Annotated in this window: 23 protein-coding genes and 1 pseudogene; 15 read left to right on the forward strand and 9 right to left on the reverse strand. The window is 63.7% G+C overall.

The window, feature by feature from the left end; all coding sequences use genetic code 11:
- Position 1: 1 nt before the first annotated feature.
- From V8U06_RS20465 to V8U06_RS20495, 7 genes are all read right to left on the reverse strand, one after another.
- On the reverse strand, positions 2 to 826 hold the full coding sequence (locus V8U06_RS20465) for a carbohydrate ABC transporter permease (RefSeq protein ID WP_050746644.1): 825 nt from the start codon (positions 824 to 826) through the stop codon (positions 2 to 4).
- A 4-nt stretch (positions 827 to 830) separates the two neighbouring features.
- Positions 831 to 1,721, reverse strand: a complete 891-nt coding sequence (locus V8U06_RS20470) for a carbohydrate ABC transporter permease (RefSeq protein ID WP_427142266.1) — start codon at positions 1,719 to 1,721, stop codon at positions 831 to 833.
- 65 nt (positions 1,722 to 1,786) lie between these two features.
- Positions 1,787 to 3,196 carry an extracellular solute-binding protein gene (locus tag V8U06_RS20475; RefSeq protein WP_427142267.1) on the reverse strand — a complete coding sequence of 470 codons (1,410 nt, stop codon included), beginning with the start codon at positions 3,194 to 3,196 and terminating at the stop codon, positions 1,787 to 1,789.
- Between the two features lie 83 nt (positions 3,197 to 3,279).
- Positions 3,280 to 3,795 (reverse strand): VOC family protein, encoded by a 516-nt coding sequence (locus tag V8U06_RS20480; protein ID WP_226922296.1) that lies wholly within the window; start codon positions 3,793 to 3,795, stop codon positions 3,280 to 3,282.
- Positions 3,796 to 3,866: 71 nt separating this feature from the next.
- Complete coding sequence (locus V8U06_RS20485; protein WP_427142268.1) at positions 3,867 to 5,498, reverse strand: GMC family oxidoreductase; 1,632 nt, start codon at positions 5,496 to 5,498, stop codon at positions 3,867 to 3,869.
- Positions 5,499 to 5,592: 94 nt separating this feature from the next.
- Positions 5,593 to 6,600: a LacI family DNA-binding transcriptional regulator gene (locus V8U06_RS20490; RefSeq protein WP_427142269.1), complete on the reverse strand. Its 1,008-nt coding sequence runs from the start codon at positions 6,598 to 6,600 to the stop codon at positions 5,593 to 5,595.
- Between the two features lie 24 nt (positions 6,601 to 6,624).
- Entirely contained in the window at positions 6,625 to 7,278 is a 654-nt protein-coding gene (locus V8U06_RS20495; protein ID WP_050746649.1) for a TetR family transcriptional regulator, read from the reverse strand.
- Between the two features lie 274 nt (positions 7,279 to 7,552).
- Here V8U06_RS20495 and V8U06_RS20500 point away from each other — a divergent pair, with 274 nt between their 5' ends.
- From V8U06_RS20500 to V8U06_RS20530, 7 genes are all read left to right on the forward strand, one after another.
- Complete coding sequence (locus tag V8U06_RS20500; RefSeq protein ID WP_427142270.1) at positions 7,553 to 8,668, forward strand: sugar ABC transporter substrate-binding protein; 1,116 nt, start codon at positions 7,553 to 7,555, stop codon at positions 8,666 to 8,668.
- A gap of 70 nt (positions 8,669 to 8,738) precedes the next feature.
- Positions 8,739 to 9,704 (forward strand): ABC transporter permease, encoded by a 966-nt coding sequence (locus tag V8U06_RS20505; RefSeq protein WP_226922292.1) that lies wholly within the window; start codon positions 8,739 to 8,741, stop codon positions 9,702 to 9,704.
- 8 nt (positions 9,705 to 9,712) lie between these two features.
- On the forward strand, positions 9,713 to 11,218 hold the full coding sequence (locus V8U06_RS20510; protein WP_427142271.1) for a sugar ABC transporter ATP-binding protein: 1,506 nt from the start codon (positions 9,713 to 9,715) through the stop codon (positions 11,216 to 11,218).
- A gap of 9 nt (positions 11,219 to 11,227) precedes the next feature.
- Positions 11,228 to 12,169 (forward strand): ABC transporter permease, encoded by a 942-nt coding sequence (locus tag V8U06_RS20515; RefSeq protein ID WP_427142272.1) that lies wholly within the window; start codon positions 11,228 to 11,230, stop codon positions 12,167 to 12,169.
- A 9-nt stretch (positions 12,170 to 12,178) separates the two neighbouring features.
- Positions 12,179 to 13,213 (forward strand): zinc-dependent alcohol dehydrogenase, encoded by a 1,035-nt coding sequence (locus tag V8U06_RS20520; protein ID WP_427142273.1) that lies wholly within the window; start codon positions 12,179 to 12,181, stop codon positions 13,211 to 13,213.
- A 24-nt stretch (positions 13,214 to 13,237) separates the two neighbouring features.
- Complete coding sequence (locus V8U06_RS20525; RefSeq protein WP_427142274.1) at positions 13,238 to 14,734, forward strand: aldehyde dehydrogenase family protein; 1,497 nt, start codon at positions 13,238 to 13,240, stop codon at positions 14,732 to 14,734.
- Positions 14,734 to 16,329: a GMC family oxidoreductase gene (locus tag V8U06_RS20530; protein WP_427142275.1), complete on the forward strand. Its 1,596-nt coding sequence runs from the start codon at positions 14,734 to 14,736 to the stop codon at positions 16,327 to 16,329. The genes V8U06_RS20525 and V8U06_RS20530 overlap by 1 nt, the downstream gene beginning before the upstream one ends.
- Positions 16,330 to 16,381: 52 nt before the next feature.
- On the opposite strand, the gene V8U06_RS20535 is transcribed toward V8U06_RS20530, so the two are convergent.
- Positions 16,382 to 17,200 (reverse strand): aldo/keto reductase, encoded by an 819-nt coding sequence (locus tag V8U06_RS20535; protein WP_427142276.1) that lies wholly within the window; start codon positions 17,198 to 17,200, stop codon positions 16,382 to 16,384.
- 138 nt (positions 17,201 to 17,338) lie between these two features.
- Between V8U06_RS20535 and V8U06_RS20540 the strand changes: the two genes are divergently transcribed.
- The 3 genes from V8U06_RS20540 to V8U06_RS20550 are packed head-to-tail and all read left to right on the forward strand — an operon-like array spanning position 17,339 to position 20,978.
- Complete coding sequence (locus tag V8U06_RS20540; RefSeq protein ID WP_427142277.1) at positions 17,339 to 18,910, forward strand: acyl CoA:acetate/3-ketoacid CoA transferase; 1,572 nt, start codon at positions 17,339 to 17,341, stop codon at positions 18,908 to 18,910.
- Complete coding sequence (locus V8U06_RS20545; protein WP_427142278.1) at positions 18,907 to 19,680, forward strand: enoyl-CoA hydratase/isomerase family protein; 774 nt, start codon at positions 18,907 to 18,909, stop codon at positions 19,678 to 19,680. The genes V8U06_RS20540 and V8U06_RS20545 overlap by 4 nt, the downstream gene beginning before the upstream one ends.
- A 38-nt stretch (positions 19,681 to 19,718) precedes the next feature.
- Positions 19,719 to 20,978: a glycerate kinase type-2 family protein gene (locus tag V8U06_RS20550; RefSeq protein WP_427142279.1), complete on the forward strand. Its 1,260-nt coding sequence runs from the start codon at positions 19,719 to 19,721 to the stop codon at positions 20,976 to 20,978.
- Positions 20,979 to 21,117: 139 nt separating this feature from the next.
- On the opposite strand, the gene V8U06_RS20555 is transcribed toward V8U06_RS20550, so the two are convergent.
- Positions 21,118 to 22,134, reverse strand: coding sequence for an aldo/keto reductase (locus tag V8U06_RS20555; RefSeq protein WP_427142280.1), 1,017 nt, complete (start codon positions 22,132 to 22,134; stop codon positions 21,118 to 21,120).
- Between the two features lie 156 nt (positions 22,135 to 22,290).
- Between V8U06_RS20555 and V8U06_RS20560 the strand changes: the two genes are divergently transcribed.
- From V8U06_RS20560 to V8U06_RS20580, 5 genes and pseudogenes are all read left to right on the forward strand, one after another.
- Positions 22,291 to 23,433 carry an acyl-CoA dehydrogenase family protein gene (locus V8U06_RS20560; RefSeq protein ID WP_226922282.1) on the forward strand — a complete coding sequence of 381 codons (1,143 nt, stop codon included), beginning with the start codon at positions 22,291 to 22,293 and terminating at the stop codon, positions 23,431 to 23,433.
- On the forward strand, positions 23,430 to 24,209 hold the full coding sequence (locus V8U06_RS20565; RefSeq protein WP_427142281.1) for a 3-ketoacyl-ACP reductase: 780 nt from the start codon (positions 23,430 to 23,432) through the stop codon (positions 24,207 to 24,209). Before V8U06_RS20560 ends, V8U06_RS20565 begins: the two co-directional genes overlap by 4 nt.
- Positions 24,210 to 24,220: 11 nt before the next feature.
- Positions 24,221 to 25,369 (forward strand): dihydrodipicolinate synthase family protein, encoded by a 1,149-nt coding sequence (locus V8U06_RS20570; RefSeq protein ID WP_427142282.1) that lies wholly within the window; start codon positions 24,221 to 24,223, stop codon positions 25,367 to 25,369.
- A gap of 2 nt (positions 25,370 to 25,371) precedes the next feature.
- Positions 25,372 to 26,229: a sugar phosphate isomerase/epimerase family protein gene (locus tag V8U06_RS20575; RefSeq protein WP_427142283.1), complete on the forward strand. Its 858-nt coding sequence runs from the start codon at positions 25,372 to 25,374 to the stop codon at positions 26,227 to 26,229.
- Positions 26,230 to 26,248: 19 nt separating this feature from the next.
- Positions 26,249 to 26,368, forward strand: a pseudogene (locus tag V8U06_RS20580) (electron transfer flavoprotein subunit beta/FixA family protein); the annotation flags it as partial.

The raw sequence follows: 26,368 nt of genomic DNA on the forward strand, positions 1-26,368 counted from the left end.
CTTACTTGACTGAGCCCATCGTCAGGCCGCGCACCAGCCAACGCTGGCAGGTCAGCACGAAGACGACGCCGGGGATGAGGATGATGAAGGAACCGGCCATGATGCGGCCCCACTGGACCGCGTCGGACGACCAGAAGGACATGACGGCAACGGTCGCGGTCTGCGCCTTCGAGCCTGTCAGCATCAGGGCGAACAGGAACTCGTTCCAGGAGAAGATGAAGCAGAACACCGCCGAGACCGCGAGACCGGGCGCCGCGAGCGGCAGCGTGACCCGCCAGAAGGTTTCGAGGATGCCGTAGCCGTCGACCATGGCCGCTTCCTCCAGGGCCGAGGGGACCTCGTCGAAGAAGCCCTTCATCAGCCAGACGACCAGCGGGATGTTGGCGGTGGAATAGACGATGATCAGGGCGAGCGGCGTATCGAGCAGGCCGGCGGTCTTGAAGATGATGTAGTAGGGGACGACCACCGTGATCGGCGGGAACATGCGCAGCGACAGGATCCAGAAGGCGACGTCGTTCATGCGTCTATGCCGGATGCGGCTGATCGCGTAGGCGGCGAGCGATCCGAAGACGAGGCTGATGGCCGTCGAACCGAGGGCGACGATCAGGCTGTTGCCGATGAACTTCAGGAAGGGCCGCGCCGTGAAGAGCACGTGATAGTGCTCCCAGGTCGGGGTGAAGAAGAATGCCGGCGGTTTCTGGAACATGATCGGTGCGGGTTTCACCGATGAGGACGCAACGAGATAGATCGGCGTCAGAAAGACGATCAGCACCACGGCGAGAAGCAGATAGACGAGAATGGCCTGACGGGTAGAGGGCTTGTTCATGGGACTACTCCGTCGCCGCGCGGTCGCGGTTCAGCGACTTGAAGAAGAAGGTGACGAGGATGGTGATGATGGCGAGCGACACGAAGGAGGCGGCCGCGCCCATGCCCATGCGCCAGAAGGTGAAGGACTCGCGGTAGATGAACATGGAGAGCACTTCGGTGGAATCGCCCGGGCCCCCCTTCGTGAGCACGAAGATGACGTCGTAGATCTTGAAGGCGTCGATCGCGCGCAGGAACATCAGGCTGACCAGCACCGGCTTCAACTGCGGCAGCGTCACCCGCCAGAAGACGTCCCAGCGCGAATTGCCGTCGATCAGAGCAGCCTCGTAGGGCTCCGGCGACAGCGAATGCAATGCAGCCGCCGTCCCCATCATGATGAAGGGCGTCCATTGCCAGATATCGGCGATCGCGATCGCCCAGAGCGCCCAGTTGGTGGTGGTGATCCAGCCGACGCCGGACAGGCCAACGAGGCCGAGGAAATAATTGAGGTAGCCGAGTTCGGGGAAGTAGAGGAACAGCCAGACAAGCCCCACGATGACGGGCGAGATCATCATCGGGATCAGAAGGAGGGTCCGCGCAAGACCCATTCCGGGCAGCCGCTGGGTGACGAGAAGCGCAATGCCGACGCCGAGCACAAGCTGGATGGAGAGCGTCATCAGCATCAGTTTCAGGGTCGTGGCGAGCGCATGCAGGAACGGGCCGGAGGACAGAATCTCGGCATAGTTCGCCCAACCGACGAAGATGCGCGGAATGAAGGGCTTGGCGAGGTCGTAGTTACGGAACGACAGCCACCCCGCATAGAGCATCGGATAGATCGTCGTGAGGAAAAGGACGGCGACGACGGGCAGCAGGAAAAGAAGGAAGATGCGCCTGTTGCGCGTTGCTTGATAGGCCATGTCGGAACTCCGGCGGTGAGGGGCGCCGCCCCAGGGAGGCAGGGGCGGCGCGGCGAACGTGCGCGTCAGTCGGCAAGGACTTTCGCGGGCACGTCGTCGATCCAGCGCAGAAGCGTTTCCTTCGGGAACATCTTCAGACGGGAGTTGACCGCGTTGCAGGCCGTGGTCAGGGCTTCCTCGGCGGTCGCGGTTTCGCCCGCCATGAACTTGTTCAGTTCGACACCGAAGGTTTCTTCGACATCCTGGTAGAACGGATGGAAGATCCGGCGCTTGGCGTTGACCTGGCTGTCGAGCAGAACCTTGTAGTAGGGGTACTTCTGCTGCAGTTCGGGGTCGGAGAGGATTGCCTTGCGGAACTGGCTGACGCCGTTGCCTTCATTGGCGAAACGCCGCATGAGCTCTTCACTCGTCGACCACTTGATGAAGGCCCAGGCGGCTTCCTTTTCCTTGTCCGAAACCTTGGCGTTGATCGCGAAGGAGAGCGCACCGGTATAGGTCGGTTCGGCCTTGCCGCCATCGGTCGGGTTGGCCGCGAAGCCGGCCTTGCCGATTTCCGCCAGCTTGGCTTCGGCGGGATTGGTCAAACGCACCGAGCGGACCGACCAGTAGGCGGCCTGTGCCGCCTCGCCGCGCTCCATGTAACCGGACTGGATATCCCACATTAGGCCGAGATAGTCCGGCGGATTGAAGGGGATCAGCGATTTCATATATTCGGCCGCCTTGATGTGCGGTTCACCCGTCATGGCGCAGAGGCCGGTCGCGGGATCCCAGTAGTCGCCGCCGAACGAACGCATGAACGGAAAGTAGTCATGCGTGATGGCGCCCTGCACGCGGCTGTAGGACTGGCTGACGCCATAGAGGTCGTTTTCCAGCGGCTTGCCACCGGCAGTCGCGCCCTTCTTGCGGGTGAAGAATTCGGCGATGTCCCGGTACTGGTCCCAGGTCGTCGGGGCTGCGAGGTCGTAGCCGTATTTTGCCTTGAACGCCGCCTGCTCCTCGGCGTTTTCGAAGAGGTCGGCCCGGTACTGGTTGAGCCAGGTCATGCCGGAGGCCGGGAAGGCGAGAAGCTGGCCCTGCCAGGTATTTTCCTGCAACTGGATGGGGATGATGTCGTCGAGCTTTATTTCAGCGGCGTCGCGCTTGGCGAAATCCGTCAGGTCGACAAGCGCGCCGGCCTCGCCGAGCATGCCGACCCAGGGGCTGTCGACCCACAGGAGCTGATAGGAGGGCGAGTCGGAACTCGACTCGATGATGATCTTGTCGACAAGACCCGGATAGGGGAGCATGTCGATCTGTACCTTCGCGCCGGTGAGCGCTTCGAATTCCCCGACGATCGGGGCGAGGCGCGTGACGGACGTGTCGCCGATACCCAGCATCTTGAGTTCGACGCCTTCGAACGGCTTTTCGGCCATGGCCGAGCCGGCGGCCCCTATGCAAAGGGCCGTGGCGTAGGCGAGAGTTCGTATGGTTCTCATTCTTTCCTCCTCCGGAATCCCGCTGTTGAAACGTTTCACCAAATTGTAAAACGGCATGCGGTGCGGGGCCGCACGCGGCTGGATCAGTTGATTGCGGGCGACCACTGTGCCGGGCCGCCGGCGCGCTCGGCGCCCAGCGGTCCGTCCATGCTGACGATTTCGAGGAACTGCCCCCAGGGTGCCTTCAGGTAGCACCAGGTCAGTCCCTCCATCGGGCCGCCATCGACATAGGTCGGCCCATCCAGCACCTCGACATTTTCAGCGCGAAGCCGATCGGCGGCGGCGATGCAGTCGTCGACCTGGAAGGCGAGATGGTAGCCGCCGGGCTGGCTGTTGCGCTTCAGCGGCGCATCGGGTTCGGCATCGCCGGAATAACGGAAGATTTCCAGATTGGTGCCATTGCCGACGCGCAGTACCCGGATATCCTCGATGCGTGTATTGCCCGCCACGCCGAGGCGTCGCTGCATATACGCGTCATCGACGTCGACGAGGCCGGTCGACAGGCATTCCACCGCACCGAACAGCTTCGTGAAGAATGCCACGGCTTCATCGAGATCGGGCACCGTGAAGCCCACATGCTGCATTCCGTAGACTTTCATGAATTCCTCCCATTCCTTTAAAAAATTGGCCGTCGAAAAATCAGGCCGTCGAAAAGTCGGCCATTGAAAAGTCAGGCCATTGTCCGTTGCGGCATTGCCTCTTCCTTCAGGTTGGCCGCGGGCAAGGGTGGTCGGCCGCGAATGAGGTCGCTGGCCTTTTCACCGATCATGATCGTCGGCGCATTGGTGTTGGATGAATTGATGCGCGGCATGATCGATGCGTCGCAGACCCTGAGCCCGCTTATGCCGTGCACGCGCAATTGCGGATCGACCACCGCCATGTCATCCGTTCCCATGCGGCAGGTGCCGACGGGGTGATGGTCGGTCTTGGCCATGCGGCACGCGTAGTCGAAGAGCGCTTCCCTGTCCTTCACCCCTTCTCCCGGCAGGACCTCATGGCGCAGATACGGGCGCAATGCGGGCTGGCGCAGAATGTCGCGTGCCATCTCCAGGCCACGCAGCGACATCTCCCGGTCGTATGGATCCGACCAGTAGTTCGGATCGATCAGAGGTGCGGCGGCAGGATCGGCCGAAGCAAGCCGCACGGTCCCGCGCGAGCGGGGACGCATGAGGGCGGAGTTGAGGGTTATCCCCCAGCCGTTGATGGTGGCGATGCCCTTTTCGATGCCCGAGCCTTGGCCGAGGTGAAACTGCATGTCCGGCCATGCGGCATTCTCATCGGCGTACCAGAAGCCGCCGGTCTCGAAGAGCGAGGAGGCGACCGGCCCGGACTTCAGGGCGAGATATTGCAGGCCGGCGGCGATCATCCGGTCAGGCCGCAGGACGCCGTCGTAGGAGTGTGGCCCGGTGCATTCGGCGAGTACGCAGATGTCGATGTGGTCCTGCAGATTTTCGCCGACGCCCGGCAGATGGTGCCCTACCTCGACGCCGACATTTCGCAGATGATCGGCCGGCCCGATGCCCGAAAGCATCAGGAGACGCGGCGAACCGATGGCCCCTGCCGTGAGGATCACTTCCCGGCGCGCGTGACGAACCGTCCCGTCCATCATCTCGACGCCGATCGCCCGGCCTCCGGCAAGGATGATCCGGCGCACCTGGGCGTCCGTCTCGACCGCGAGATTTCGGCGCGGCTCGGCGTCACGAAGATAGGTTCCTGCCACGGAAGACCGGCGGACGTCCCGTTGCGTCAATTGATAGAAGCCGACCCCGGCCTGATCGCGCCCGTTGAAATCGGGGTTGTAGGGCATGCCCCATTGCTGCCCGGCACGCACGAAGGCCTCGCAGACCGGCAGCGTGGCGCGCGGCATCGACACGCCGAGCGGACCTTCCGTGCCGTGAAAGGCGTCGGCAAACCGCTCGTTCCCTTCGGCGCGCTTGAAATAGGGAAGGACCTCGCGATAGCCCCAGCCGGCGCAGCCGTGTTCCTCGGCCCAGCCGTCATAGTCCCGACGGTTCCCGCGGGTGTAGATCTGGGCATTGATGCTTGAACCGCCGCCGATCACCTTTGCCTGGGTGAACCAGAGCACGCGATCCTGCAGATGCTTCTGCGGCACGGTGGACCAGCCCCAGCTGGCAATGCCTTTCGTCATCTTGGCAAAGCCCGCCGGCCAGTGGAACAGAACCGACCGGTCGCGCCCGCCAGCCTCCAGCAGGAGAGCCGTCGTGTCCGCATCTTCCGTCAGCCGGGCGGCAATGACGCAGCCCGCCGATCCGCCGCCGACGATAATGTAATCTGTCTCCATCGTTCGCTTCCTAGTATGTAACTAGTCCGTTACTTGAAACGATTAACCAAACGCGGCGCGCAGTCAAGGGGCTTCATGCAGGCGAACTGCAGATTCAGGGCGAGATGACGGAGTTGCGACGGACGAGCGACGGGTCGAGCCTGTGCCGCGGCTCGGCTTCGCCGTGCCTCGGGGCCTTGCGAAGCGCGATTTCGGCGGAGGTGCGGCCGATGAGTGCCGGCCGGATGTCGACTGTCGTCAGTTCGGGTTCCAGGATGCGGCCTTGCGGGATGTTGTCGAAGCCGACGATGGAGATGTCGCGCCCGACGGTCATGCCCAGCTTGCGCGCCGCACGGTAGGCCCCGGACGCCTGGGCGTCGTTGAAGCAGATCACCGCGTTCGGCAAAATGCCCTGTGACGCAAGCGCAAGCATCTTTTCCTCGGCGAAATCCGGGTGCAGGAGGCCCGGCAGCATCCGGCAAGCCGCTTCGGGCATGTCCCTGTCGGCAAGCGCCCGGCGAATACCGGCGCAACGGCCATCCCATGTCGTGGTGTGCGGGTAGCCCCCGATGAAGACCATCGATCGGTGCCCCGCCGACAGCAGGCAATCGGCCGCGAGATAGCCGGACTTCTCGTCGTCGACGCCGACGAAGGCGGCCTTGCTGCCGACGACGTCGCGAACGCAGATAACCAGCCGCAAGCCGTGCGCGAGAACGGGCGTCAGATCTTCGGCGGTGCTGCCGTGAACCGGAGAAAGGATGACGCTGCCGACGCCTTGCGCCACCATGGACGCGAGGAGCCTTTCCTGCCGCACGAGGTCGTTCTGGGCTGTCGCGAGGAGTGTCAGTCCGCCGGCTTCGTAGACCGTTGCTTCAAGGGAGGCGACGAGTTCACTGAAGAACGGGTTGACGATGTTGTTGAGAATGACGCCGACGAGATTGGATTTTCCGGTGCGCAGGCGCGCTGCGGAAGCGTCGCGGATGAACCCGAGCGCATCGGCCACTTCGAGCACGCGCTTGCGTGTCGCTTCGGAGGGCCGGCCGGTTCCCGACAGCACATGGGAGGCCGTTGCGACCGATACCCCGGCCGCGGCCGCGACTTCCTTGATCCCCGAGCGCTTCATGGCATGGTCTGCCGACAGGTCATGTCAAACCGTGACGAGCCGCATGATCGTCTCGATGTTGAACTGGATGCGCTGTTCCAGCGCGTCCTTCGCCATGAGATCGCGCTCATAGATGATCGTCCCGGTAAAGCGGTTCGTCAGGTAATAATAGCCGACGGCGGCAATGGTGATGTTGAGCTGCACGGGATCGACGCCGTCCCGGAATACGCCCGCTTTCACCCCGCGCTCCAGGATGGTCGAAACCATGTTGACGAGCTTGCGGCTCGAAACCTTGATGATCTCCGATTTCTTGAGATGCTTGGCGCGATGGAGGTTCTCGCTGTTGACCAGGGTCAGGAATTCCGGGTTCTTCAGGTAATATTCCCAGGTGAAGCGCACCAGTTTCTCGAGCGCCGCCTTGGGCTCTAGATCTTCCAGATGCAGTTTCTGCTCGGCGCTGCGGATGTCGAGATAGGCGTCTTCGAGAACCGTCTGGAACAGACCCTCCTTGCTCTCGAAATAGTGGTAGATCATGCGCTTGTTGGCTTTCGCCTTGTCGGCGATGTCATCGACGCGCGCCCCGCCTAAGCCGTTCTTCGCAAACTCTTTTTTGGCCGCGTCGAGGATACGCGCCTTGGTGGCCTCGGCGTCGCGAATGCGGGGCTTGCGCCCCGGTTTTTCTGTCTGTTCGCCGGTCATGTTTTCAGCCTGTCCTTTGGCGCAGTCGGGATGTCTTTCCTGCAACTCATACACGCACGCATTGCCATCCGTCAAAGCCGGCCGGCGCGATTGCCTGTTGCCATCCTACTGAAAACCACTTGACTTGCGCGAAACTAAAGAAGTAACTAGTTAGTGCGTTAATTGCGGTGGGAGGCGCGCTGGAGCGTCTCGCCCGAGGGGAAGGTTCTCCTTGCTGGCAGCCAGGCCGGCGGTAACGCGGGAAGCGTTTCAATCGGGGATTTGGGAGGAAAGAATGTCGACCTTTATCAAGGATTTCATCGAGCGCGAGACGGTTAGCCGCCGCAATTTTCTGTTTGCCGCGGCCGCCGGCATGGGCGCTGCTGCGGTGCCCGGGCTGTTTGGCGGTGGAACCGCGCGCGCCGCGCTGACGGATCCGGCGATTGCCTGGAGCTACCGTGACCGCGCATCGGCCTACTGGAACTCGGTCGTTTCGGGCGGCGAGGCCTTCGTGGAATCGCTCGGCAAGCCGAAGAGCGCGCTGGTCAGCCTGATCAACGAGGGCTCCACGGAAAAGTCGCTGGCCGATATCAAGGCCTTCCTTGCCAAGAACAACGGCAATTGCGCTATTGCCTGCGATGCCAATGACAGCCCGAACGCCCGCCCCGTCGTCGAGGCCGTTCAGGCCGCCGGCGCCTATATCTCGACGATCTGGAACAAGACCGACGACCTGCATCCCTGGGATTTCGGCGACAATTATGTTTCGCACATGACCTGGTCGGACGAGAAGCCGGCGGAACAGACCGCGCGCATCCTCTTCGAAGCCATGGGCGGCGAGGGCGGCGTGGTTCACCTCGGTGGCATCGCGGCCAACAATCCCGCCGTCGAGCGTCTTGCCGGCCTCAAGAATGCGCTGAAGGATTTCCCGAAGATCGAACTGCTCGACGCGCAGCCGGCCGACTGGGATACCCAGAAGGGCGCAGCTCTCATGGCTTCGTTCCTCACGCGTTACGGCGACAAGATCAAGGGCGTCCATTGCGCCAACGACAACATCGCCTATGGCGTCATCGAGGCGCTGCGTGCCGAAGGCATCGAGAACATGCCGATCGTCGCCTATGACGGCAATCCGGAAGCCGTGCAGATGGTCATGGACGGGCAGCTTCTCGCCACCGTCTTCACCAATCCGCATTGGGGCGGCGGCATCAGCGCGGCCCTTGCCTATCATGCCGCCATCGGCACGTTCAAACCGTCGGAAGAGCCGAAGGAACACCGCGAATTCTATGGCCCGACGATCCTCGTGACGGCCAAGGACGCGGCGGAATTCAAGGCGAAGTACCTCGATTCCGTACCGGCCTACGACTGGAAGGACTTCTGGGGGCCGTCGAACGGCCAGATCCAGTACAAGGCCTGATTGGCCACGGCGGCGGCCATATGTGCTGCCGCCACATCTCCTGCGAACTTTCATGAGAGGGGTGTCTGACGTGACACGTCGCCTATCGCGCGAAACCATGATCAAATGGGCGCCGCTCCTGGTGCTGATCGCGCTTGTGATCTTTTTCACCGCGCTCAACCCGACCTTCTTTTCGCTGCGCAACTTCGCCCGCATCGCGATTGCCGCGGCTCCGGCGCTCATGGTCGCCGTCGGCGTCACCTTCATCATCGTCATGGGGTCGATCGACCTTTCCATGGAGGGAACGGTTTCGCTGACGGCCGTCTCCTTCGCCTTCATCTTCGCCCAGCTTGGTGGCTCGCTTGCGGGTCTCGGCTGGATCGCCATTCCGCTGGTGCTCGTTCTCGGCGGCCTGATCGGGCTCTTGAACGGGCTGGTGCATGTGAAGTTGAAAATCCCTTCCTTCATGGCCAGCCTCGCGATGGGCTTCGTCGGCACGGGGGCGGCGATCCTGCTCACCGGCGGTGACATCGTGAAGGTCAGCGACGCGACGTTCCGCGGTCTGCTCACGGTCCGCTGGCTCGGCTTCCCGCTGATGGTCTATGTCGCGGCGTTCTTCCTCTTCCTCGGCTGGTTCATCCAGACGCATACGGCGCTGGGCCGCAACTTCTACGCCGTCGGCGGCGGTGAAGATCTCGCGCATGCCTCCGGTCTCAACGTAACCCGCGTCCGCGTGACCGGTTTCGCCCTGGCCGGCGTCTTCTATGCCATCGCCGCGATGCTCGTCGTCGCCCGCATCGGGCAGGCGGAATCCGTGACCGGCGCGAACTTCATGTTCGTCTCCATCACTTCGGTGGTCGTTGGCGGCGTGGCGCTCTGGGGCGGCATCGGCGGCGTGTGGAACGCGCTTGTCGGCGTGTTGATCGTCAACGTCATCGACAACGGCATGGTCGTCATCGGCCTTCCCGATTTCCTCCAGGACGGCGTGCTCGGTCTTCTCGTCATTCTTGCGGTGGTGCTGTCGACCGACCGCAAGATGGTTTCCTTCGTGAAGTGAGGCGCACCATGTACGAACTCAAGGCTGTCGATAAGAAATTCCCCGGTGTGCACGCACTGAAGTCGATCAACTTCCACATCAAGCGCGGCGAGATCGTCGGGCTTGTGGGAGAGAACGGCGCCGGCAAGTCCACCCTGATGAAGGTCATCTATGGCGCCTACCAGCCGGACGGCGGCCAGATCCTCATCAATGGTGCCGGTGTGCGCTTTTCCAATCCGCGGCAGGCGATGGAAAAGGGCATCGGGATGGTGTTCCAGGAGCAGTCCCTGATCCCGAACCTCACCGTCATGGAAAACATCTTTCTCGGCTACGAGCGCCAGTTCGTCCGCTTCGGGGTTGTCGACTGGAAGGCGATGGCGATTGCCGCCAGGGCGCAGCTCGCCAAGGTGAAGCTCGATATCGACCCGGCGACCGTGACGTCGAAACTGTCCTTCGTGCAGCGCCAGCTCGTCGAACTTGCCAAGGTTCTGACGCTGGAGGAACGGGTGACGGGCGATCTTGTCATCCTGCTCGACGAACCGACGTCCGTGCTTTCCAAGGACGAGGTGCAACTGCTCTTCAAGCTCGTCCGCGAGCTGACGACCCGCGCCTCCTTCATCTTCGTGTCGCACCGGATGGATGAGGTCATGGAGCTGTCCGACCGCATCTATGTCATGAAGGACGGCGAGGTGGTCGATGTGGTGGAGCGCGGCGGCGCGACGGCGGAAGCCATCCAGCACAAGATGGTCGGTCGCAACGTCGACAAGCAATATTACCGCGAACATCTGCAGGCGCCGTTCGATCGTTCGAAAGTGCTGGTCGAGATGGCGGGTGTCGGCCTGCCGGGCCGCATCCAGGATATTTCCTTCAAGCTGCATGCCGGCGAAGTCCTGTGCCTCGTCGGTACGGAAGGCTCCGGCCGCGAGGCGATCCTGCGCACGATCTACGGCATGCTGACGCCGGTAACCGGCCGCCTCACGATCAAGGGCGCGGACGCCAATGGCTATTCGCCGCGCCAGTCGGTTGCCAGCGGCGTCGGTTACGTGCCGCGCGAGCGCAAGATCGAAGGCATCGTCGCTGGCATGAACGTCTATGAGAACATGACGCTCTCGCAGATGAAGAACCATTCCAGCAGCGGCGTGCTGCGTGTCGCCGAAGAGCGGGCGCTGGCGCGCGACTGGATCCGGAAGCTTTCGATCAAGGCGCATTCGGAATTTGCCGATTGCGGCAACCTGTCGGGCGGCAACCAGCAGAAGGTCGTGCTCGCCAAGTGGCGTTCGGGCGGATCCGACATCATGCTGCTCGACCACCCGACGCGCGGCCTCGACATCGGTGCCAAGGAAGACGTCTACGACATGGTCCGCGCGATGAGTGCGGCCGGTGTCGGCATCGTTCTGGTCGCCGATACGCTGGAAGAGGCGATCGGCCTGTCGCACACCATCATCGTCGTCAAGGACGGCCGCATGCAGAAGGAATTCGCTTGCGAGCCGGGCGCCAAGCCCACGCCCTTCGACCTGCTGCACTATATGATCTGAGGGACAAAGATGGATATTCAGCGCCTCAAACCGCACCTGCCCTGGATCACGCTGGTCGTGCTGGTCGCAATTGTCGGCATCAACGATCCGGGTTTCCTGCGCCCGTCGAACCTGCTTGGCATTGCCGGCGATATCGTGCCGCTGTTCATCATGGCGCTCGGGCTGACCTTCGCCATCTATATCGGCGGCATCGATCTGTCGGCCCAGTCCATGGCGAACATGGTGACGGTCGTGGCCTCGGTCTATCTCGCGTCCATGGGGGCGTGGGTTGCCGTGCTTTGCGTCGTTTCCGGCTTCCTGCTCGGCATGCTGTCCGGCTATGTCACGACGCGCCTTTTCGTGCCGTCCTTCATCTCGACGCTAGCCGTCGGCGGCGTCGCCTTCTCGATTGCACAATGGCTTTCCGGCCAGCGGGCGCTGAACATGGATGCAACGCAGCGCAACGAAACCTTCGGCTGGATGATCGGCCATACCTGGGGCGTGCCGCACGAGCTGCTGATCGCCGCCGTGCTCGTCGGGATCTGCCTTTTCATCGAGCGCCGCACGACGCTCGGCCGCGCCTTGAAAGCCGTCGGCGCCGGCGAGCTCGCTGCTGCCGCTTCAGGCCTCAATGTCGCGCGTTACAAGATCCTCGCCTTTGCCATTTCGGGTGCGCTGGCAGCCATTGCCGGCCTGCTCTTTGCGGTGAAACTTTCGGGCGGCGCGCCGACCATCGCCAACGGCTTCCTGCTGCCGGCCATCGTTGCCGTTCTCGTCGGCGGTACGCCGTTGACGGGTGGTGTCGGCGGCGTGGTCAATACGGTGATCGGCACGCTTATCGTCGCCGTCATCCGCGCCTCGATGCTCTATTTCGAGATCGATGCGACGCGCCAGCAGATGGTGTTCGGCGTCGTGCTGATCGTCGCCATTGCCTTGACCATCGACCGCGCCAAGTTGCGCACGGTCAAGTGAGGGATGGCGATGAGCACGATGCGCGCTGCCGTCCTGACCGCACCGAAGCGTTTTGAACTCCGCGACGTTCCCATGCCGGCCATCGGGCCGGAGGATGTCCTCGTGCGGGTGGCGCGCACCGGCATCTGCGGCACGGATATTCATATCTTCAACGGTCACTACGCCGCCGACAAGCTGCCGCTGATCCCCGGTCACGAGTTCTGCGGAACGATCGCCGAGCGTGGCAGCAATGTTCGGCATCTGGCGGTCGGCACGCGCGTCGTCGTCGACATCAATATCGGTTGCGGCACCTGCTTCTGGTGCCGCCGGAACGAGGTGCTGAACTGCACCGAAGTCACGCAGGTCGGCATCGGCCGGGATGGCGCTTTCGCCGAATTCGTCGCCGTGCCTGCGCGCCTCGCAATTGCGGTCGACGCAGCCATCCCCGACGCGGTTCTGGCCCTGACGGAGCCTGTTGCCTGCGTCGTTCGGGCCGCGCGCAAGGCGAGGGTGGAATTCGGCCAGTCCGTGGTCATCTTCGGCGCCGGGCCGATCGGCAACCTGCATGTGCAGATGATGCGCCTCGTCGGTGCCGCCCCCATCATCGTTGCAGATCTTTCGGCCGAACGATGCCGCATGGCGCTTGAAGCGGGCGCGGATGCCGCCGTCTCCGATCCGGCACAGCTGAAGGCCACCGTGCTTGGGATGACCGGCGGACGCGGCGCGGATGTCGTCATCGAAAGCGTCGGCAATAGAAAGCTCTATGAGCAGGCTTTCGATTTGACGCGCCGGGGCGGCCATGTCGCCTTCTTCGGCATCACGCCGCCGGGCGAGACGGTCCCCGTCGATATCCTGCGCACGGTTCTGGAGGAAGGAAGCCTCAAGGGGTCCGTCGCCGGTATGGGGGAAGACATGCACGATGCGCTGACCCTTCTGTCGCACGGTCGTTTCCGTACGAATGACTTTACCAAGGCGCACTATTCCCTGGACACCATCCAGGAGGCGTTCGAAACCCTCGGCGCCCGGCCGCAGGACTTGAAGACACAGATCGCCATTGCGGCGTAAGACCCATCGAAGTGGAGCTATCTCATGGACCAGAAAAACCCGTTCCTTTCTGCCCCGACCGCAGCGCGCACCTTCGGCTTTTTTGTCGATGGGGCGTGGAAGGATGGCACGGAACACTTCGAGCGCGCGTCGCCGGGCCACGGCACGCCCGTTACGCGCACGGTGCGCTGCACGGTCGATGACCTGAATTCTGCAGTCGACGCCGCACGTCGGGCCTTCGAGGATCGTCGCTGGGCCGGCCTTTCAGGGGCCGCCCGTGGCAGCGTCCTGCTGCGCGTTGCCGAAATCCTGCGCCGTCGCCGCGACGAGATCGCCTATTGGGAGGCGCTGGAAAACGGCAAGCCGATTTCCCAGGCGCGCGGCGAAATCGACCACTGCATTGCCTGCTTCGAAGTGGGTGCGGGCGCTGCCCGCATGCTGCATGGCGACAGCTTCAATTCGCTTGGCGACGATCTCTTCGGCATGGTGCTGCGCGAACCCATCGGCGTCGTCGGCCTGATCACGCCCTGGAATTTCCCGTTCCTGATCCTCTGCGAGCGTGTGCCCTTCATTCTGGCATCGGGCTGCACGATGGTCGTGAAACCTTCGGAGGTTACTGCCGCAACGACGCTGCTGCTTGCCGAAGTGCTGGCCGAGGCGGGCCTGCCGGCCGGTGTCTACAACGTTATCACCGGCTCCGGTCGCACGATCGGCCAGGCGCTGTCCGAGCATCCCGACGTCGACATGCTCTCCTTCACCGGCTCGACGGCCGTCGGGCGCTCCTGTGTCCATGCGGCCGCCGATAGCAACTTCAAGAAGCTCGGCCTGGAGCTTGGCGGCAAGAACCCGATCATCGTCTTTGCCGATTCCGATCTTGAAGACGCCGCCGATGGCGCGGCCTTCGGCATCAGCTTCAACACCGGGCAGTGCTGTGTCTCCTCTTCGCGCCTGATCGTCGAGCGTTCGGTTGCGGCAAGGTTCGAGGAGCTGCTTGTCGAGAAGATGAAAAAGATCCGCGTCGGTGATCCGCTCGACGAGCGCACGCAAGTCGGTGCCATCACCACGGAAGCGCAGAATGCGACGATCCTTGACTATATCGAAAAGGGCAAGGCTGGCGGCGCCAAGCTGCTGACCGGCGGCGAGGCGATCGATCTCGGCCGCGGCCAATATATCGCCCCGACGCTTTTCTCCGGCGTCTCTCGCGACATGGCGATCGCCCGCGACGAGATTTTCGGCCCCGTTCTGTGCTCCATGCATTTCGATACGGTGGAAGAAGCCATCCAGCTTGCCAACGATACCGTCTATGGGCTTGCGGCGAGCGTCTGGACGAAGAATATCGACAAGGCGCTGACGGTAAGCCGTCGGGTGCGTGCCGGGCGCTTCTGGGTCAACACGATCATGGCCGGCGGTCCCGAAATGCCGCTCGGTGGGTTCAAGCAGTCCGGCTGGGGCCGTGAAGCCGGCATCTATGGGGTTGAGGAGTATACGCAGGTGAAGTCCGTTCACGTCGAGATCGGCAAGCGCACGCATTGGATCGCATGATGGCCACGGGGTATGATTATGTGATCGTCGGCGGCGGCAGCGCGGGCTGCGTGCTGGCGGCGCGGCTTTCGGAAAATCCGTCCGCCCGGGTCTGCCTTGTCGAGGCAGGCGGGCGTGACACCAATCCGCTGATCCACATGCCCGTCGGCTTTGCCAAGATGACGACGGGGCCGCTCACCTGGGGCCTGAAGACCGCGCCGCAGAAGCACGCGAACAATCGTGAAATCCTGTACGCGCAGGCAAAGGTCCTGGGTGGTGGCTCGTCGATCAATGCCGAGGTCTTCACCCGCGGCGTTCCCGGCGACTACGACCGCTGGGTGGAGGAAGGCGCGGAAGGTTGGGGCTTCAAGGATATCCAGAAGTATTTCCTGCGTTCGGAAGGCAACTCGATCCTCTCCGGCGCCTGGCATGGCACGGATGGCCCGCTCGGCGTCTCGAATATTCCCGAACCGCAGCGCATGACGCGCGCTTTCGTGCAGAGCTGCCAGGAGGCCGGGATTCCCTACAATCCGGACTTTAACGGTCCGGTGCAGGAAGGGGCGGGCGTCTATCAGACGACCACACGCGACAATCGGCGCTGCTCGGCGGCTGTCGGCTATCTGCGGCCGGCCTTGAAGCGCCCGAACCTGACGGTTGTCACCGGTGCGCTCGTCCTGCGCATTGTCTTCGAAGGGCGCCGCGCCGTCGGCGTCGAATATGAAGCCGGCGGCAGCCGCACGGTGGCGCGGGCGGAGAGCGAAGTGCTTCTCACCTCCGGCGCCATCGGCACGCCGAAGCTCATGATGCTCTCGGGCGTCGGGCCGGCGGATCACCTGCGCAGCCAAGGCATCGATGTCGTGCAGGATATGGCCGGCGTCGGGCAGAACCTGCAGGATCACTTCGGCGTCGATATCGTCGCGGAGCTGAAAAACCACGACAGTCTGGACAAGTACAACAGGCTGCACTGGTCGATCTGGGCGGGCATTCAATACACCCTTTTCAATTCCGGTCCCATCACCTCGAACGTCGTGGAGGGCGGAGCCTTCTGGTATGGCGACAAGGCAAATCCGACGCCCGATCTGCAGTTCCATTTCCTTGCAGGCGCAGGCGCCGAGGCGGGCGTTCCCGGCGTGCCTAAGGGGTCTTCCGGCATCACGCTGAATTCCTACACGCTGCGGCCGAAATCACGCGGGACCGTGAGCCTGCGCTCGGCCGATCCGCGCGCGCTGCCGGTCGTCGATCCGAACTTCCTTGCCGACCCCGATGACGTGAGGATCTCGGTCGAGGGCGTGAAGATCAGCCAGGAGATTTTTGCGCAGCGGTCGCTGCAAAAATATATCAAGACGCTGCATTTCCCCGACCGCAATGTACGAACGGAGGCGGATTACGTGGCCTATGCGCGCCAGTACGGCCGTACCTCCTACCACCCGACCTGCACCTGCAAGATGGGCCGCGACGAGATGTCGGTGGTCGATCCGCAATTGCGCGTGCACGGCCTCGATGGCATCCGCATTTGCGACAGCTCCACCATGCCGAGCCTTGTCGGCTCCAACACCAATGCGGCGACGATCATGATCGGGGAAAAGGCATCGGACATGATCCGCGGCAACGCCTGATCGTCCGGTAGCCTGCAAGTGAAAAGGGCGGCCTTGCGGCCGCCCTTTCGCGTCAGTCCCATTCGGGAACCCAGGGCAGCTGCCCTGGCTTGATGATGCGGTAGCCGGTGGTGTTGAGAGCGTCGATCCTGTGCATGTCGATGGACGACAGCGTGAAATCCATGATGTCGAAGTTTGCCCTGATGTTTTCCGGTTTCGTCGACATCGTGTTCAGCGGCACGCCCTTCTGCAGGATCCAGCGCAGCACGATCTGCGCGGCCGACTTGCCATAGGCTTTGCCGATCTCGGCAAAAAGGCCGTGCTTGAAGACTTCGCCGCGGGCAATCGACGCATAGGACGAGAGCGGAATGCCCGTCTCCGACGCGGCGACGAGGAGCTTGCGCTGGTCGACCAGGGGGTGGAACTCGACCTGATTGGTGACGAGCGGCGCATCGACCACGCTGCGTGCCACATGCATCATGCGCGCCGTATAGTTCGAGACGCCTATGGTGTCCGCGAGGCCAAGATCCCTTGCAGACTGCAGCAGGCGCAGGGATGGCGTCACGTCGCCTCCGACGGGCGGCCAATGCAGCAGAAGCGCGTCGACACGGTCGACCTGCAGTGCCTTCAGGCTGGCTTCGACCGACGGCAGGAATTTCTCTTCCGAATAGTTGTCCGGGTGCACCTTCGTGGTGATGCAAAGGTCTTGTCGCGCCACGCCGCAGGCGGCAAGGGCCGCGCCGGTGTCGGCCTCGTTGCCATACATCTGTGCCGTGTCGAATGCCCGATATCCCGCGTCGACGGCGGCATCGACGGCGCTCCGCAGGTCGGCTCCCTTCAGCGGATACGTGCCGAAGCCTCGCTGGAAACCTTTCTGGAAATAGATGTTCATGCCTCCTCCTTTGCGGGGCGATATGGCCCCATCACGATTGTCGCCCGGCACGAAAATCTCGCTTGCCGGATTGCCTTGGCCGTGATTAATCTATAACTAGTTAGTTACTTAATGCAATCGGGAACGGAGGTTTCGGCGATGAAGAAGGTGAAGACTGCGCAGGAAGCCGTCCGGCTCGTCAGGGATGGGGCGGTCGTTGCCGTGAACTCTTCCTCCGGCCTTTGCTGCCCCGATGCCGTGCTGAAGGCATTGGGCGAACGTTTTGACAGCGAGGGCCATCCGCGGGGCCTCACGTCCATCCATCCGATTGCCGCCGGCGACTTTTTCGGCACGCGGGGTGTCGATCACATCGCCAAGCCCGGCATGCTTGCGAAGATCATCGGCGGCTCCTATCCCTCCGGCCCGAGCAATGCCGAGCCGCCGCTCATCTGGCAGATGATCCTCAAGGAAGAGCTGGCCGCCTGGAACGTACCGTCCGGCATCGTCTTCGACATGCTGCGCGAGGGCGCTGCCAAGCGCCCCGGCGTGCTGACGAAGGTCGGCATGGAAACCTTCGTGGACCCCGATCAGGACGGTTGCGCGATGAATGCCAGCGCGCGCGCGGCACCGCTCGTCAAGCGCGTTGCCTTCGAGGGCGAGGACTGGCTGCATTTCCCGGCGATCCGTCCCGATGTCGCGATCATCCGCGCAACGACCGCGGACGAAAAGGGCAACCTCACCTTCGAACAGGAGGGGGCGACCCTCGGCGCGATGGAAATGGCGCTCGCGGCGCGCAATTCGGGCGGCATCGTGATCGCGCAGGTCAGGCGCGTGGCAGCGAGCGGAACGCTGCGGCCGCACGACGTGCGCGTGCCCGGCATTCTCGTCGATGTGATCGTCGAGGCGCCCGATCAGTTGCAGACGACGGCGACACCCTACGACCCGGCGATCTCGGGCGAGCTCTTCCGCCCGCTCGAAACCTTCCGCCTGCCCGAACTCGATGTCGGCAAGGTCATCGCGCGCCGGGTGGCGCAGGAGCTGAAGGATGGCTGGGCCGTCAATATCGGCTTCGGCATTTCCGCCAATGTCCCGCGCATCCTCATCGAGGAGGGCCTGCACGGCAAGGTCACCTGGGTGATCGAGCAGGGGGCCGTGGGTGGTGTGCCGCTGCTCGATTTCAAGTTCGGCTGCGCGTCCAATGCCGAAGCCTTCGTCGCCTCGCCGCACCAGTTCTGCTATTTCCAGGCGGGTGGCTTCGACTGCTCGCTCCTGTCCTTCCTGGAGATCGACGCCGAAGGCTCGGTCAATGTCAGCCGCCTCGCGGCAACGCCGCACCGCACGGCGGGCGCTGGCGGCTTCGTCGATATTACCTCCCGTGCGAAAAAGATCGTCTTCTCGGGCAATTTCAACGCCGGCGCGAAGATGCATGTGGAGGATGGCCGGCTGGTGATCGACAAGGAGGGCCGCATCGCCAAGTTCGTGCAAAAGGTCGATCAGGTCAGCTTCTCCGGCAAGCGCGCGCGGGCGCAGGGACAGGAGGTCACCTATGTGACCGAGCGTTGCGTGATCGCGCTCGATGCAGAGGGGCTTGTCGTTACCGAAATCGCCCCCGGCCTTGATCTCCAGCGCGATGTTCTCGATCAGGCCGCGACATCGCTGCGGGTCTCCAGGACACTCAAGGTGATGGACGATGCGCTGTTTCGCGCGGGAAGCATGGGGCTGGCGCTGTGAGCGATCCGCGCATTGGCCTTTCCATCGAAAGCCAGGTCGCGCGGATCACCCTGCGCCGTCCGGAAAAGCTGAACGCGATCGATGAGGATATGATCGACGCTTTGTTAAAGGCATGCCGGGCCATCGAACGCTCGGATGCTCGGGTCGCCATCCTCGCGGGAGAGGGCGGAAAGTCCTTCTGTGCGGGCGGCGATATCGACGCCTGGAGCAGTCTCGATGCGGACACGTTCTCGCGCCGCTGGCTGCGCGACGGACATGACGCGTTCGGTGCAATGGCGCGCCTGACGGTGCCCCTGATCGCGGTGCTGAACGGTCACGCGCTCGGTGGCGGGCTGGAGCTTGCCGCCTGTGCGGACCTGCGCATCGCCGAAGCGCATGTGAAGATCGGCCAGCCGGAGCCGGGCCTCGGCATCATTCCCGGCTGGTCCGGCACGCAGCGCGCCGCGCGCCGCTTCGGGACAGGGCTCGTTCGCCGCATGGCGCTTTTCGGTGAGGTCTATGCGGCGCAGGAAGCGCTTGCGGCCGGTCTTGTCGATCAGGTCGTGGCGACCGGCGAGGGGAGCGCGGCGGCCGAAATGGCCGCGGCGCGCGTGCTGAAACGTTCTCCGCGGGCGACCGAACTGACGAAGATGCTGATCAACGCTGCCGAAGGCGAGGAAAGCGAACGCGTCGTGGAGGCCCTTGCCGGCGCCGTGGCGGCGGCATCCGGCGATCTGGCGGAAGGACTTGCCGCCTACCGCCAGAAGCGGACGCCCCGTTTTGACAGGTAGTGCCCGGCGATCCCACACCCGAAATCATGGCAGTCCCAATGAAGTCCGAAGACAAAGACTTTCTCTCCGAGCTCTTTCGCGCCGCCGTCGAGGCGGCGGATCCGGAAAAAGCCGTGCGCGCCCATCTGCCGGCCCGCCCCAAGGGCCGGACGGTCGTGATCGGCGCCGGCAAGGGTGCCGCGCAGCTTGCCGCGGCGTTCGAACGCCTGTGGGATGGTCCGCTCGAAGGCGTTGTCGTGACACGGTACGGCTACGCCACACCCTGTCGGCATATCCGCGTGCTCGAGGCGGCACATCCGGTGCCCGACGCTGCGGGGATCGCGGCCTCGCAAGCGCTGTTCGACGCCGTCGAGGGGCTTGGGAAGGACGATCTCGTCGTCGCGCTGATATGTGGTGGCGGTTCCGCCTTGCTGCCGGCCCCGCCAGGCGATCTGACGCTGGAGGATGAGGCCGCGTTGAACGGCGCGCTCCTTGCAAGCGGGGCGCCGATTTCCGTCATGAATGCCATTCGCAAACAGGTTTCCGCCATCAAGGGCGGCCGGCTTGCCGCCGCCTGCCATCCCGCGAAGGTCGTAACGCTGGTTGTCTCCGATGTGCCGGGCGACGACCCGGCACAGGTCGCCAGCGGGCCGACGGTGCCGGATGCGAGCGATCGTGAGGAGGCGCATGCGCTGGTCAAGACCTGGGGCATCAAGCTGCCGCAGCGGATTGAGGCCTGGCTCGCCGGGCGGGAGGGAGAGCCGCCGTCGCCGGACGATCCCGTCTTCGCCGGTCATGAAGTTCATGTCATCGCTTCTGCCCGTCTCTCCCTGGAGACGGCGGCGCAACGTGCGGAAATCCTCGGCGTGCCTGCCGTTATCCTGTCGGACAGCATCGAGGGCGAGGCGCGCGATGTCGCACGCGTCCACGCAGCCATTACCCGTGAAGTCGCCAGCCGTGGCCGCCCGTTCCCGCGCCCGGTCGTCATCCTCTCGGGTGGCGAAACGACGGTGACGATCAAGGGGCGCGGCAAGGGCGGGCGCAATACGGAATTTCTGCTGTCGCTGGCGCTGGCGGGCGAGGACGTTTCCTTCGCGGCGCTCGCTGCCGATACGGATGGTATCGACGGTTCGCAGGACAATGCCGGCGCCTTTGCCGACGGTGCCAGCATGAAACGTCTGCGCGCATCGGGAGCGGATCCCGCCGCGCTGCTTGCCGGCAACGACGCCTGGACGGCGTTCCATCGTCTGGATGATCTGTTCGTACCCGGGCCCACGGGCACCAATGTCAACGACTTCAGGGCAATCCTCATCCGCTAGGGCATGTCAGGTTCAGATTGAACCAGGCATGCTCTAAGTTCTTTTGTTTGCGTTTGTCTTTTCGGGAAAACCGGTTCCCACTTTTCCCTGACAAACTCCAGAAGCCCGCGCTGCCATCGCAACGCGGGCTGGCGCGCGTTCACGCCGGAACGGGCGCATCCTCGCGCAAGAGCCCCTTCTTCTTCAGGTCCGCCCAGAAATCGCCCGGGATCGCATGGGAGAACCAGGCCAGATTCTGCTCCAGCTGTTCGATCGTGCGCGTGCCCGCCATGAAGGACGGGACGGCGGGATGGGCGACGACGAATTGCAGGGCTGCGGCGGCCAGCGGCACGCCATGTTCCGCGCATACGGCCTCGATCTTCGCGACCTTTTCCATGATCTCGCGCGGCGCCGGCGCGTAATTGTATTTCGCGCCATCCTTCGCGCCGGTGGCAAGGATCCCCGAATTGAAGCCGCCGCCGACGACGACCGCCGCACCGCGCGCTTCGCACAGCGGCAGGAAGGCATCCAGCGCCTCCTGTTCGAGCAGGGTATAGCGACCGGCCAGCAGGAAGCAGTCGAAATCGTGGCGCAGAAGCGCTTCGTGGCAGACCTGCCATTCGTTGACGCCGACACCGATCGCTTTCACGACCTTTTCCGAGCGCAGCCGTTCCAGCGCCCGCCAGGCGCCGTCCATCGCCTGCTCGAAGACCTCCGGCTGCTCGCTCCCGCGCGTGAAGACGTCGATATCGTGGATGAAGCACATGTCCATCCGTTCCAGTCCCAGCCGTTGCAGGCTGTCCTCGAAGGCGCGCATCGTGCCGTCGTAGCTGTAGTCGAAATGCATGGTGAAGGGCGCGGCATTCGTCCAGGGCGCGAAGTTGATCGTGTCGCGCCGGGCCGGGCGAAGAAGACGTCCGACCTTCGAGGCGAGCACGAAATCGTCCGGGTTCTTCCAGCGCAGCGCGTGCCCCGTCCGCAGTTCGGCAAGGCCATGGCCATACATCGGGGCGGTGTCGAAGAAGCGCACGCCGGCTTCCCAGGCGCGCACGAACATTTCCTGAGACGTCTCCTCGTCGATCTCGCGGAAAATGTTGCCGAGCGGCGCGGTGCCGAAGCCGAAGGCGGTGACGTCGAGGTCCGTTCGGCCAAATTTTCGCTTTTCTCCCGGGTGCATGTTTTCCTCCTCAAGTAACTGAATAGTGAATAATATGCACGCGGCCAAGCGGCTGTGCAAGCAGCTACATTCAGGCCTCGTGCATTTTTCCGTCTTGACGTCCACAGGCAGGCGAATGTATGTAACCAGATAGTTACTAGTTGCGAGACGAGGCAGATGTATCTCACCGAAACGCAGGAGCAGGTGCGCGAGATGACGCGCGCCTTTGCAGACGAAACGATCCGCCCCCTGGCCGAGGAACTCGACCGGGAGGAGCGCTTCCCCGCGGACCTCTACGAAGAGATGGCCAAGCTCGGGCTTTTCGGTATCGGCGTGCCGGAAGCTCTCGGCGGCCCGGGCTTCGATACACTCACCTATGCACTCGTCATGGAGGAGCTGAGCCGCGGCTATGCATCGGTCGCCGACCAATGCGGCCTCGTCGAACTCATCTCGACGCTTCTGGTGCGCCACGGCACGGAAAGCCAGCAGGCGCTGCTGCCGGAGATTCTCGGCATGCGGGCCAAGGTCGCCTATTGCATTACCGAGCCGGAAGCGGGCACCGATGTTTCCGGCATTCGCACCACGGCGGAGCGTGACGGGAACGGCTGGCGGCTGAACGGCGGCAAGATCTGGATCCACAATGCGCCAGTGGCCGACTACGGCTTCGTCCTTGCCCGTACGGACAAGGAGGCCGGCAACCGCGGCATGTCGATCTTCATCGTCGACCTGCATGCCGACGGTGTCGAAAGAGGGCCGAAGGAACACAAGATGGGGCAGCGCGCCAGCCAGGTCGGTGCGCTGAATTTCTCGGATGTGCGCCTGCCGGTCGACGCCCTGCTCGGCACGGAAGGCCGCGGCTTCCACATGATGATGTCCGTGCTCGACAAGGGGCGCGTCGGTATCGCCTCGCTCGCCGTCGGCATCGCACAGGCCGGCCTTGAGGCCGCGCTCGACTATGCCGGGACGCGCAAGCAATTCGGCAAGGCGATTTCCGATTTCCAGGGTGTGCAGTGGCTGCTCGCCGACATGGCGAAGGATATCGAGGCCGCGCGCCTGCTCGTCCATTCCGCGGCATCGAAGATCGACACCGGCGCGGATGCAACGAAAGCCTGCTCCATCGCAAAATGCTTTGCCGGCGACATGGCCGTGCAGCGCACCGCCGATGCCGTGCAGGTCTTCGGCGGCTCGGGATATATCCGCGGCTTCGAGGTGGAGCGCCTCTACCGCGATGCGAAGATCACGCAGATCTATGAAGGCACCAACCAGATCCAGCGCATGATCATTGCGCGCGAACTCCTGAAGAAGGGAGCAAGGGCATGAGTGCGGCGGTTGCTCGGCCGGTCGCGCTTGTCACCGGCTCTTCCCGTGGCATCGGCCTTGCCGTTGCCGAAGCCCTGGCGCGCGAAGGTTTTGCCATTGCCGTCAACGGACCGGCCGAAGACGCCGAGCTTGCCGCCGCCGCCGCGCGCATCGCCGCCCATGGCGTTCCGGTCGCCGCTGCCGCATTCGACGTTGCCGCGATCGGTGGCCATGATGCGGCGCTCGATGCCGTCGAGCGGGAACTCGGACCGCTCACCACGCTGGTCAACAATGCCGGCGTCGGCGTGCTCAGCCGTGGTGACATGCTGGAGGTCTCCGAGGAGAGCTGGGACCGCTGCTTTTCCGTCAACACGAAAGCCCTGTTCTTCCTGAGCCAGGCCTTCGCGCGTCGCGCGCTTGCGCGCCTTCGCTCCTCCCACTTCCATTCGATCGTCAATGTCACCTCGTCGAACGCCGTTGCGGTGGCAGAACAGCGCTCGGAATATTGCGCCTCGAAGGCCGCCGCCTCGATGGTGTCAAAGACGCTTGCGGTTCGGCTCGGACGGGAAAACATCGCCGTCTATGATGTCCAGCCCGGCCTGATCGCCACCGAGATGACGGCTCCCGTCATCGAGGCCTATCGCGAGCGGGCCGCCCAGGGGCTCACGCTCTTCCCGCGCGTCGGGGAACCCGCCGAAGTCGGCACGCTGATCGCATCGCTTGCGACCGGGCGACTTCCCTACACGACCGGCCTGTCGATCCCGGCCGATGCCGGCATGCTCGTTCCGCGCTTCTGAGGTCCTTCACCATGAAAATCGCTCTTCCCGATACTGCCGGCCGCCGCACCGACTATGTCCTGACCGGAACGCCGATCGCGGCCGCGACGCTCGGCAAAGACCCGGCGCGTGTCGTCTACTCCGCCGCCCATGTCGTCGCCGATCCCTTCACCGCAAACGACCCATCCGGCCGGGCGACGGTGGACTGGGCGAAGACGATGGAGTTTCGTCGCTATCTCGCCGGTCTTGGCCTCGGCATTGCCGAGGCGATGGATACCGCCCAGCGCGGCATGGGGCTCGACTCGCCCGGTGCGCTGGAGTTGATCCGCCGCACGCGCGAGGAGCTTCCGGATGCCCTCGTCGCCAATGGCTGCGGCACGGATCATCTCGACCCGGCGACTGTGAAAAGCCTCGATGATGTGCGCCGCGCCTATCTGGAACAGGCCGAGGCCATCCAGAAGCTCGGTGGCCGCCTCATCCTCATGGCCTCGCGCGCGCTGGTGCGCGTTGCGAAGGGGCCGGAAGACTATCTCAAGGTCTATTCCGATGTGCTTGCCGCCTGTGACGAACCGGTGATCCTGCACTGGCTTGGCGACATGTTCGACCCGCAGCTCGCCAATTACTGGGGCGACGCGGCTTTTGAGCCCGCGATGCAGACGGCGCTTGCCGTCATCGACGCGAACGCGGCCAAGGTCGATGGCATCAAGATTTCCCTGCTCGACAAGGAGAAGGAGGTCGTCATGCGTCGCCGCCTTCCGGCCGGCGTGAAAATGTATACCGGCGACGACTTCAACTATCCCGAACTCATCGAAGGCGATGATGCGGGATTCTCGCATGCCCTGCTCGGTATCTTCGATCCGCTCGCCCCTGCCGCGGCCTATGCGGTCGAGCGGCTGGGGGAAGGCGACAAGGCGGCCTTCCGCGCAACGCTCGATCCAACCGTGCCGCTTGCCCGCCTGATCTTCCGAGCGCCCACGCAGTATTACAAGACGGGCGTCGTCTTCCTTGCCTGGCTGAATGGCTTCCAGGATCATTTCGTCATGCTGAACGGCGCGCAGGCCATGCGGCCGCTGCCCTACTTCGTCGAGGTCTTCCGCCTTGCCGATCAATGCGGGCTGTTGCGCGACCCCGAAGTTGCCGTCACGCGCATGAAGACGCTGCTCGCCGTCCATGGCGCATGACGATGCGCGATTTTTCCAGGGACCATTCGGCGCTGGCGCTCAACACCGCCAGCCTCGGCCATAATATCGAGGGCCGTGGCGCGGGTTGGGAGCCGGAGCGTGTCATCGATGCCTGCGCGGCACGCGGCTTCGGCTCGATCGTCTTCTGGCGCCGGGAGATCGGCCTTCGGGCGGTGGAGATTGGCGACCGTGCCCGCGCGGCCGGTCTTGCCGCCGCCGGGCTTTGCCGGACGCCGTTTCTCGTTGGCGCGGATGCCCTCGATCGGACCGCGGTTCTCGACGAGGCGAAGGCCTCCATCGACATGGCGGCCGGTCTTGGCGCCGCCGTTCTGACGATCGTCGTGGGCGGCGTGCATCCCGGCACCAGGGGGACGGTCGAGAGCCTTAGGATTCTGGCCGACCGCGTCGCCGACCTTGTACCCTATGCGACCGAGCGCCGTGTCAAGCTGGCGCTCGAGCCCCTCAATCCCGTCTATGCCGGCAATCGCTCCTGTCTCACCACGGTGCGGGATGCCGTCGATATCTGCGAGATGGTCGACATGCCGAACCTCGGCCTTGCCGTGGATGTCTATCATGTCTGGTGGGACAGCGATTTGGACGCCCAGTTGCAGCGTGCCGGCAAAAACCGGATTTTCGGCTATCACCTCTGCGATTGGCTTGCCGACACGCAGGACGTGCTGCTGGATCGCGGCATGATGGGCGACGGGGTTGCCGATCTCAAGGCGATCCGCGCGAGCGTGGAAGGCGCGGGTTATGCCGGTCCCTGCGAGGTCGAGATCTTTTCCGCGAACAATTGGTGGAAGCGTGATCCCGGCGACGTGCTCGATGTCATGGTCGAGCGTTTCCGGACCCTTTGCTGACGTATTCTGGAGTTTTCCGATGAAGATCCTGGTCCCAGTCAAGCGTGTCGTCGACTACAACGTGAAGATCCGTGTGAAGGCGGATGGCTCGGGTGTCGAGCTTGCGAACGTGAAGATGTCGATGAACCCGTTCGACGAA

The organism is Shinella sp. G-2, assembly GCF_050172695.1.
Taxonomy (GTDB): domain Bacteria; phylum Pseudomonadota; class Alphaproteobacteria; order Rhizobiales; family Rhizobiaceae; genus Shinella.

Coding starts and splice junctions, on each gene's coding strand:
- V8U06_RS20525 (WP_427142274.1), top strand. CDS start 13,238: ATGGACCAGAAAAACCCGTTCCTTTCTGCCCCGACCGCAGCGCGCACC.
- V8U06_RS20470 (WP_427142266.1), bottom strand. CDS start 1,721: ATGGCCTATCAAGCAACGCGCAACAGGCGCATCTTCCTTCTTTTCCTG.
- V8U06_RS20495 (WP_050746649.1), bottom strand. CDS start 7,278: ATGACCGGCGAACAGACAGAAAAACCGGGGCGCAAGCCCCGCATTCGC.
- V8U06_RS20490 (WP_427142269.1), bottom strand. CDS start 6,600: ATGAAGCGCTCGGGGATCAAGGAAGTCGCGGCCGCGGCCGGGGTATCG.
- V8U06_RS20530 (WP_427142275.1), top strand. CDS start 14,734: ATGGCCACGGGGTATGATTATGTGATCGTCGGCGGCGGCAGCGCGGGC.
- V8U06_RS20535 (WP_427142276.1), bottom strand. CDS start 17,200: ATGAACATCTATTTCCAGAAAGGTTTCCAGCGAGGCTTCGGCACGTAT.
- V8U06_RS20560 (WP_226922282.1), top strand. CDS start 22,291: ATGTATCTCACCGAAACGCAGGAGCAGGTGCGCGAGATGACGCGCGCC.
- V8U06_RS20465 (WP_050746644.1), bottom strand. CDS start 826: ATGAACAAGCCCTCTACCCGTCAGGCCATTCTCGTCTATCTGCTTCTC.
- V8U06_RS20540 (WP_427142277.1), top strand. CDS start 17,339: ATGAAGAAGGTGAAGACTGCGCAGGAAGCCGTCCGGCTCGTCAGGGAT.
- V8U06_RS20570 (WP_427142282.1), top strand. CDS start 24,221: ATGAAAATCGCTCTTCCCGATACTGCCGGCCGCCGCACCGACTATGTC.
- V8U06_RS20550 (WP_427142279.1), top strand. CDS start 19,719: ATGAAGTCCGAAGACAAAGACTTTCTCTCCGAGCTCTTTCGCGCCGCC.
- V8U06_RS20500 (WP_427142270.1), top strand. CDS start 7,553: ATGTCGACCTTTATCAAGGATTTCATCGAGCGCGAGACGGTTAGCCGC.
- V8U06_RS20565 (WP_427142281.1), top strand. CDS start 23,430: ATGAGTGCGGCGGTTGCTCGGCCGGTCGCGCTTGTCACCGGCTCTTCC.
- V8U06_RS20575 (WP_427142283.1), top strand. CDS start 25,372: ATGCGCGATTTTTCCAGGGACCATTCGGCGCTGGCGCTCAACACCGCC.
- V8U06_RS20475 (WP_427142267.1), bottom strand. CDS start 3,196: ATGAGAACCATACGAACTCTCGCCTACGCCACGGCCCTTTGCATAGGG.
- V8U06_RS20485 (WP_427142268.1), bottom strand. CDS start 5,498: ATGGAGACAGATTACATTATCGTCGGCGGCGGATCGGCGGGCTGCGTC.
- V8U06_RS20515 (WP_427142272.1), top strand. CDS start 11,228: ATGGATATTCAGCGCCTCAAACCGCACCTGCCCTGGATCACGCTGGTC.
- V8U06_RS20510 (WP_427142271.1), top strand. CDS start 9,713: ATGTACGAACTCAAGGCTGTCGATAAGAAATTCCCCGGTGTGCACGCA.
- V8U06_RS20555 (WP_427142280.1), bottom strand. CDS start 22,134: ATGCACCCGGGAGAAAAGCGAAAATTTGGCCGAACGGACCTCGACGTC.
- V8U06_RS20480 (WP_226922296.1), bottom strand. CDS start 3,795: ATGAAAGTCTACGGAATGCAGCATGTGGGCTTCACGGTGCCCGATCTC.
- V8U06_RS20520 (WP_427142273.1), top strand. CDS start 12,179: ATGAGCACGATGCGCGCTGCCGTCCTGACCGCACCGAAGCGTTTTGAA.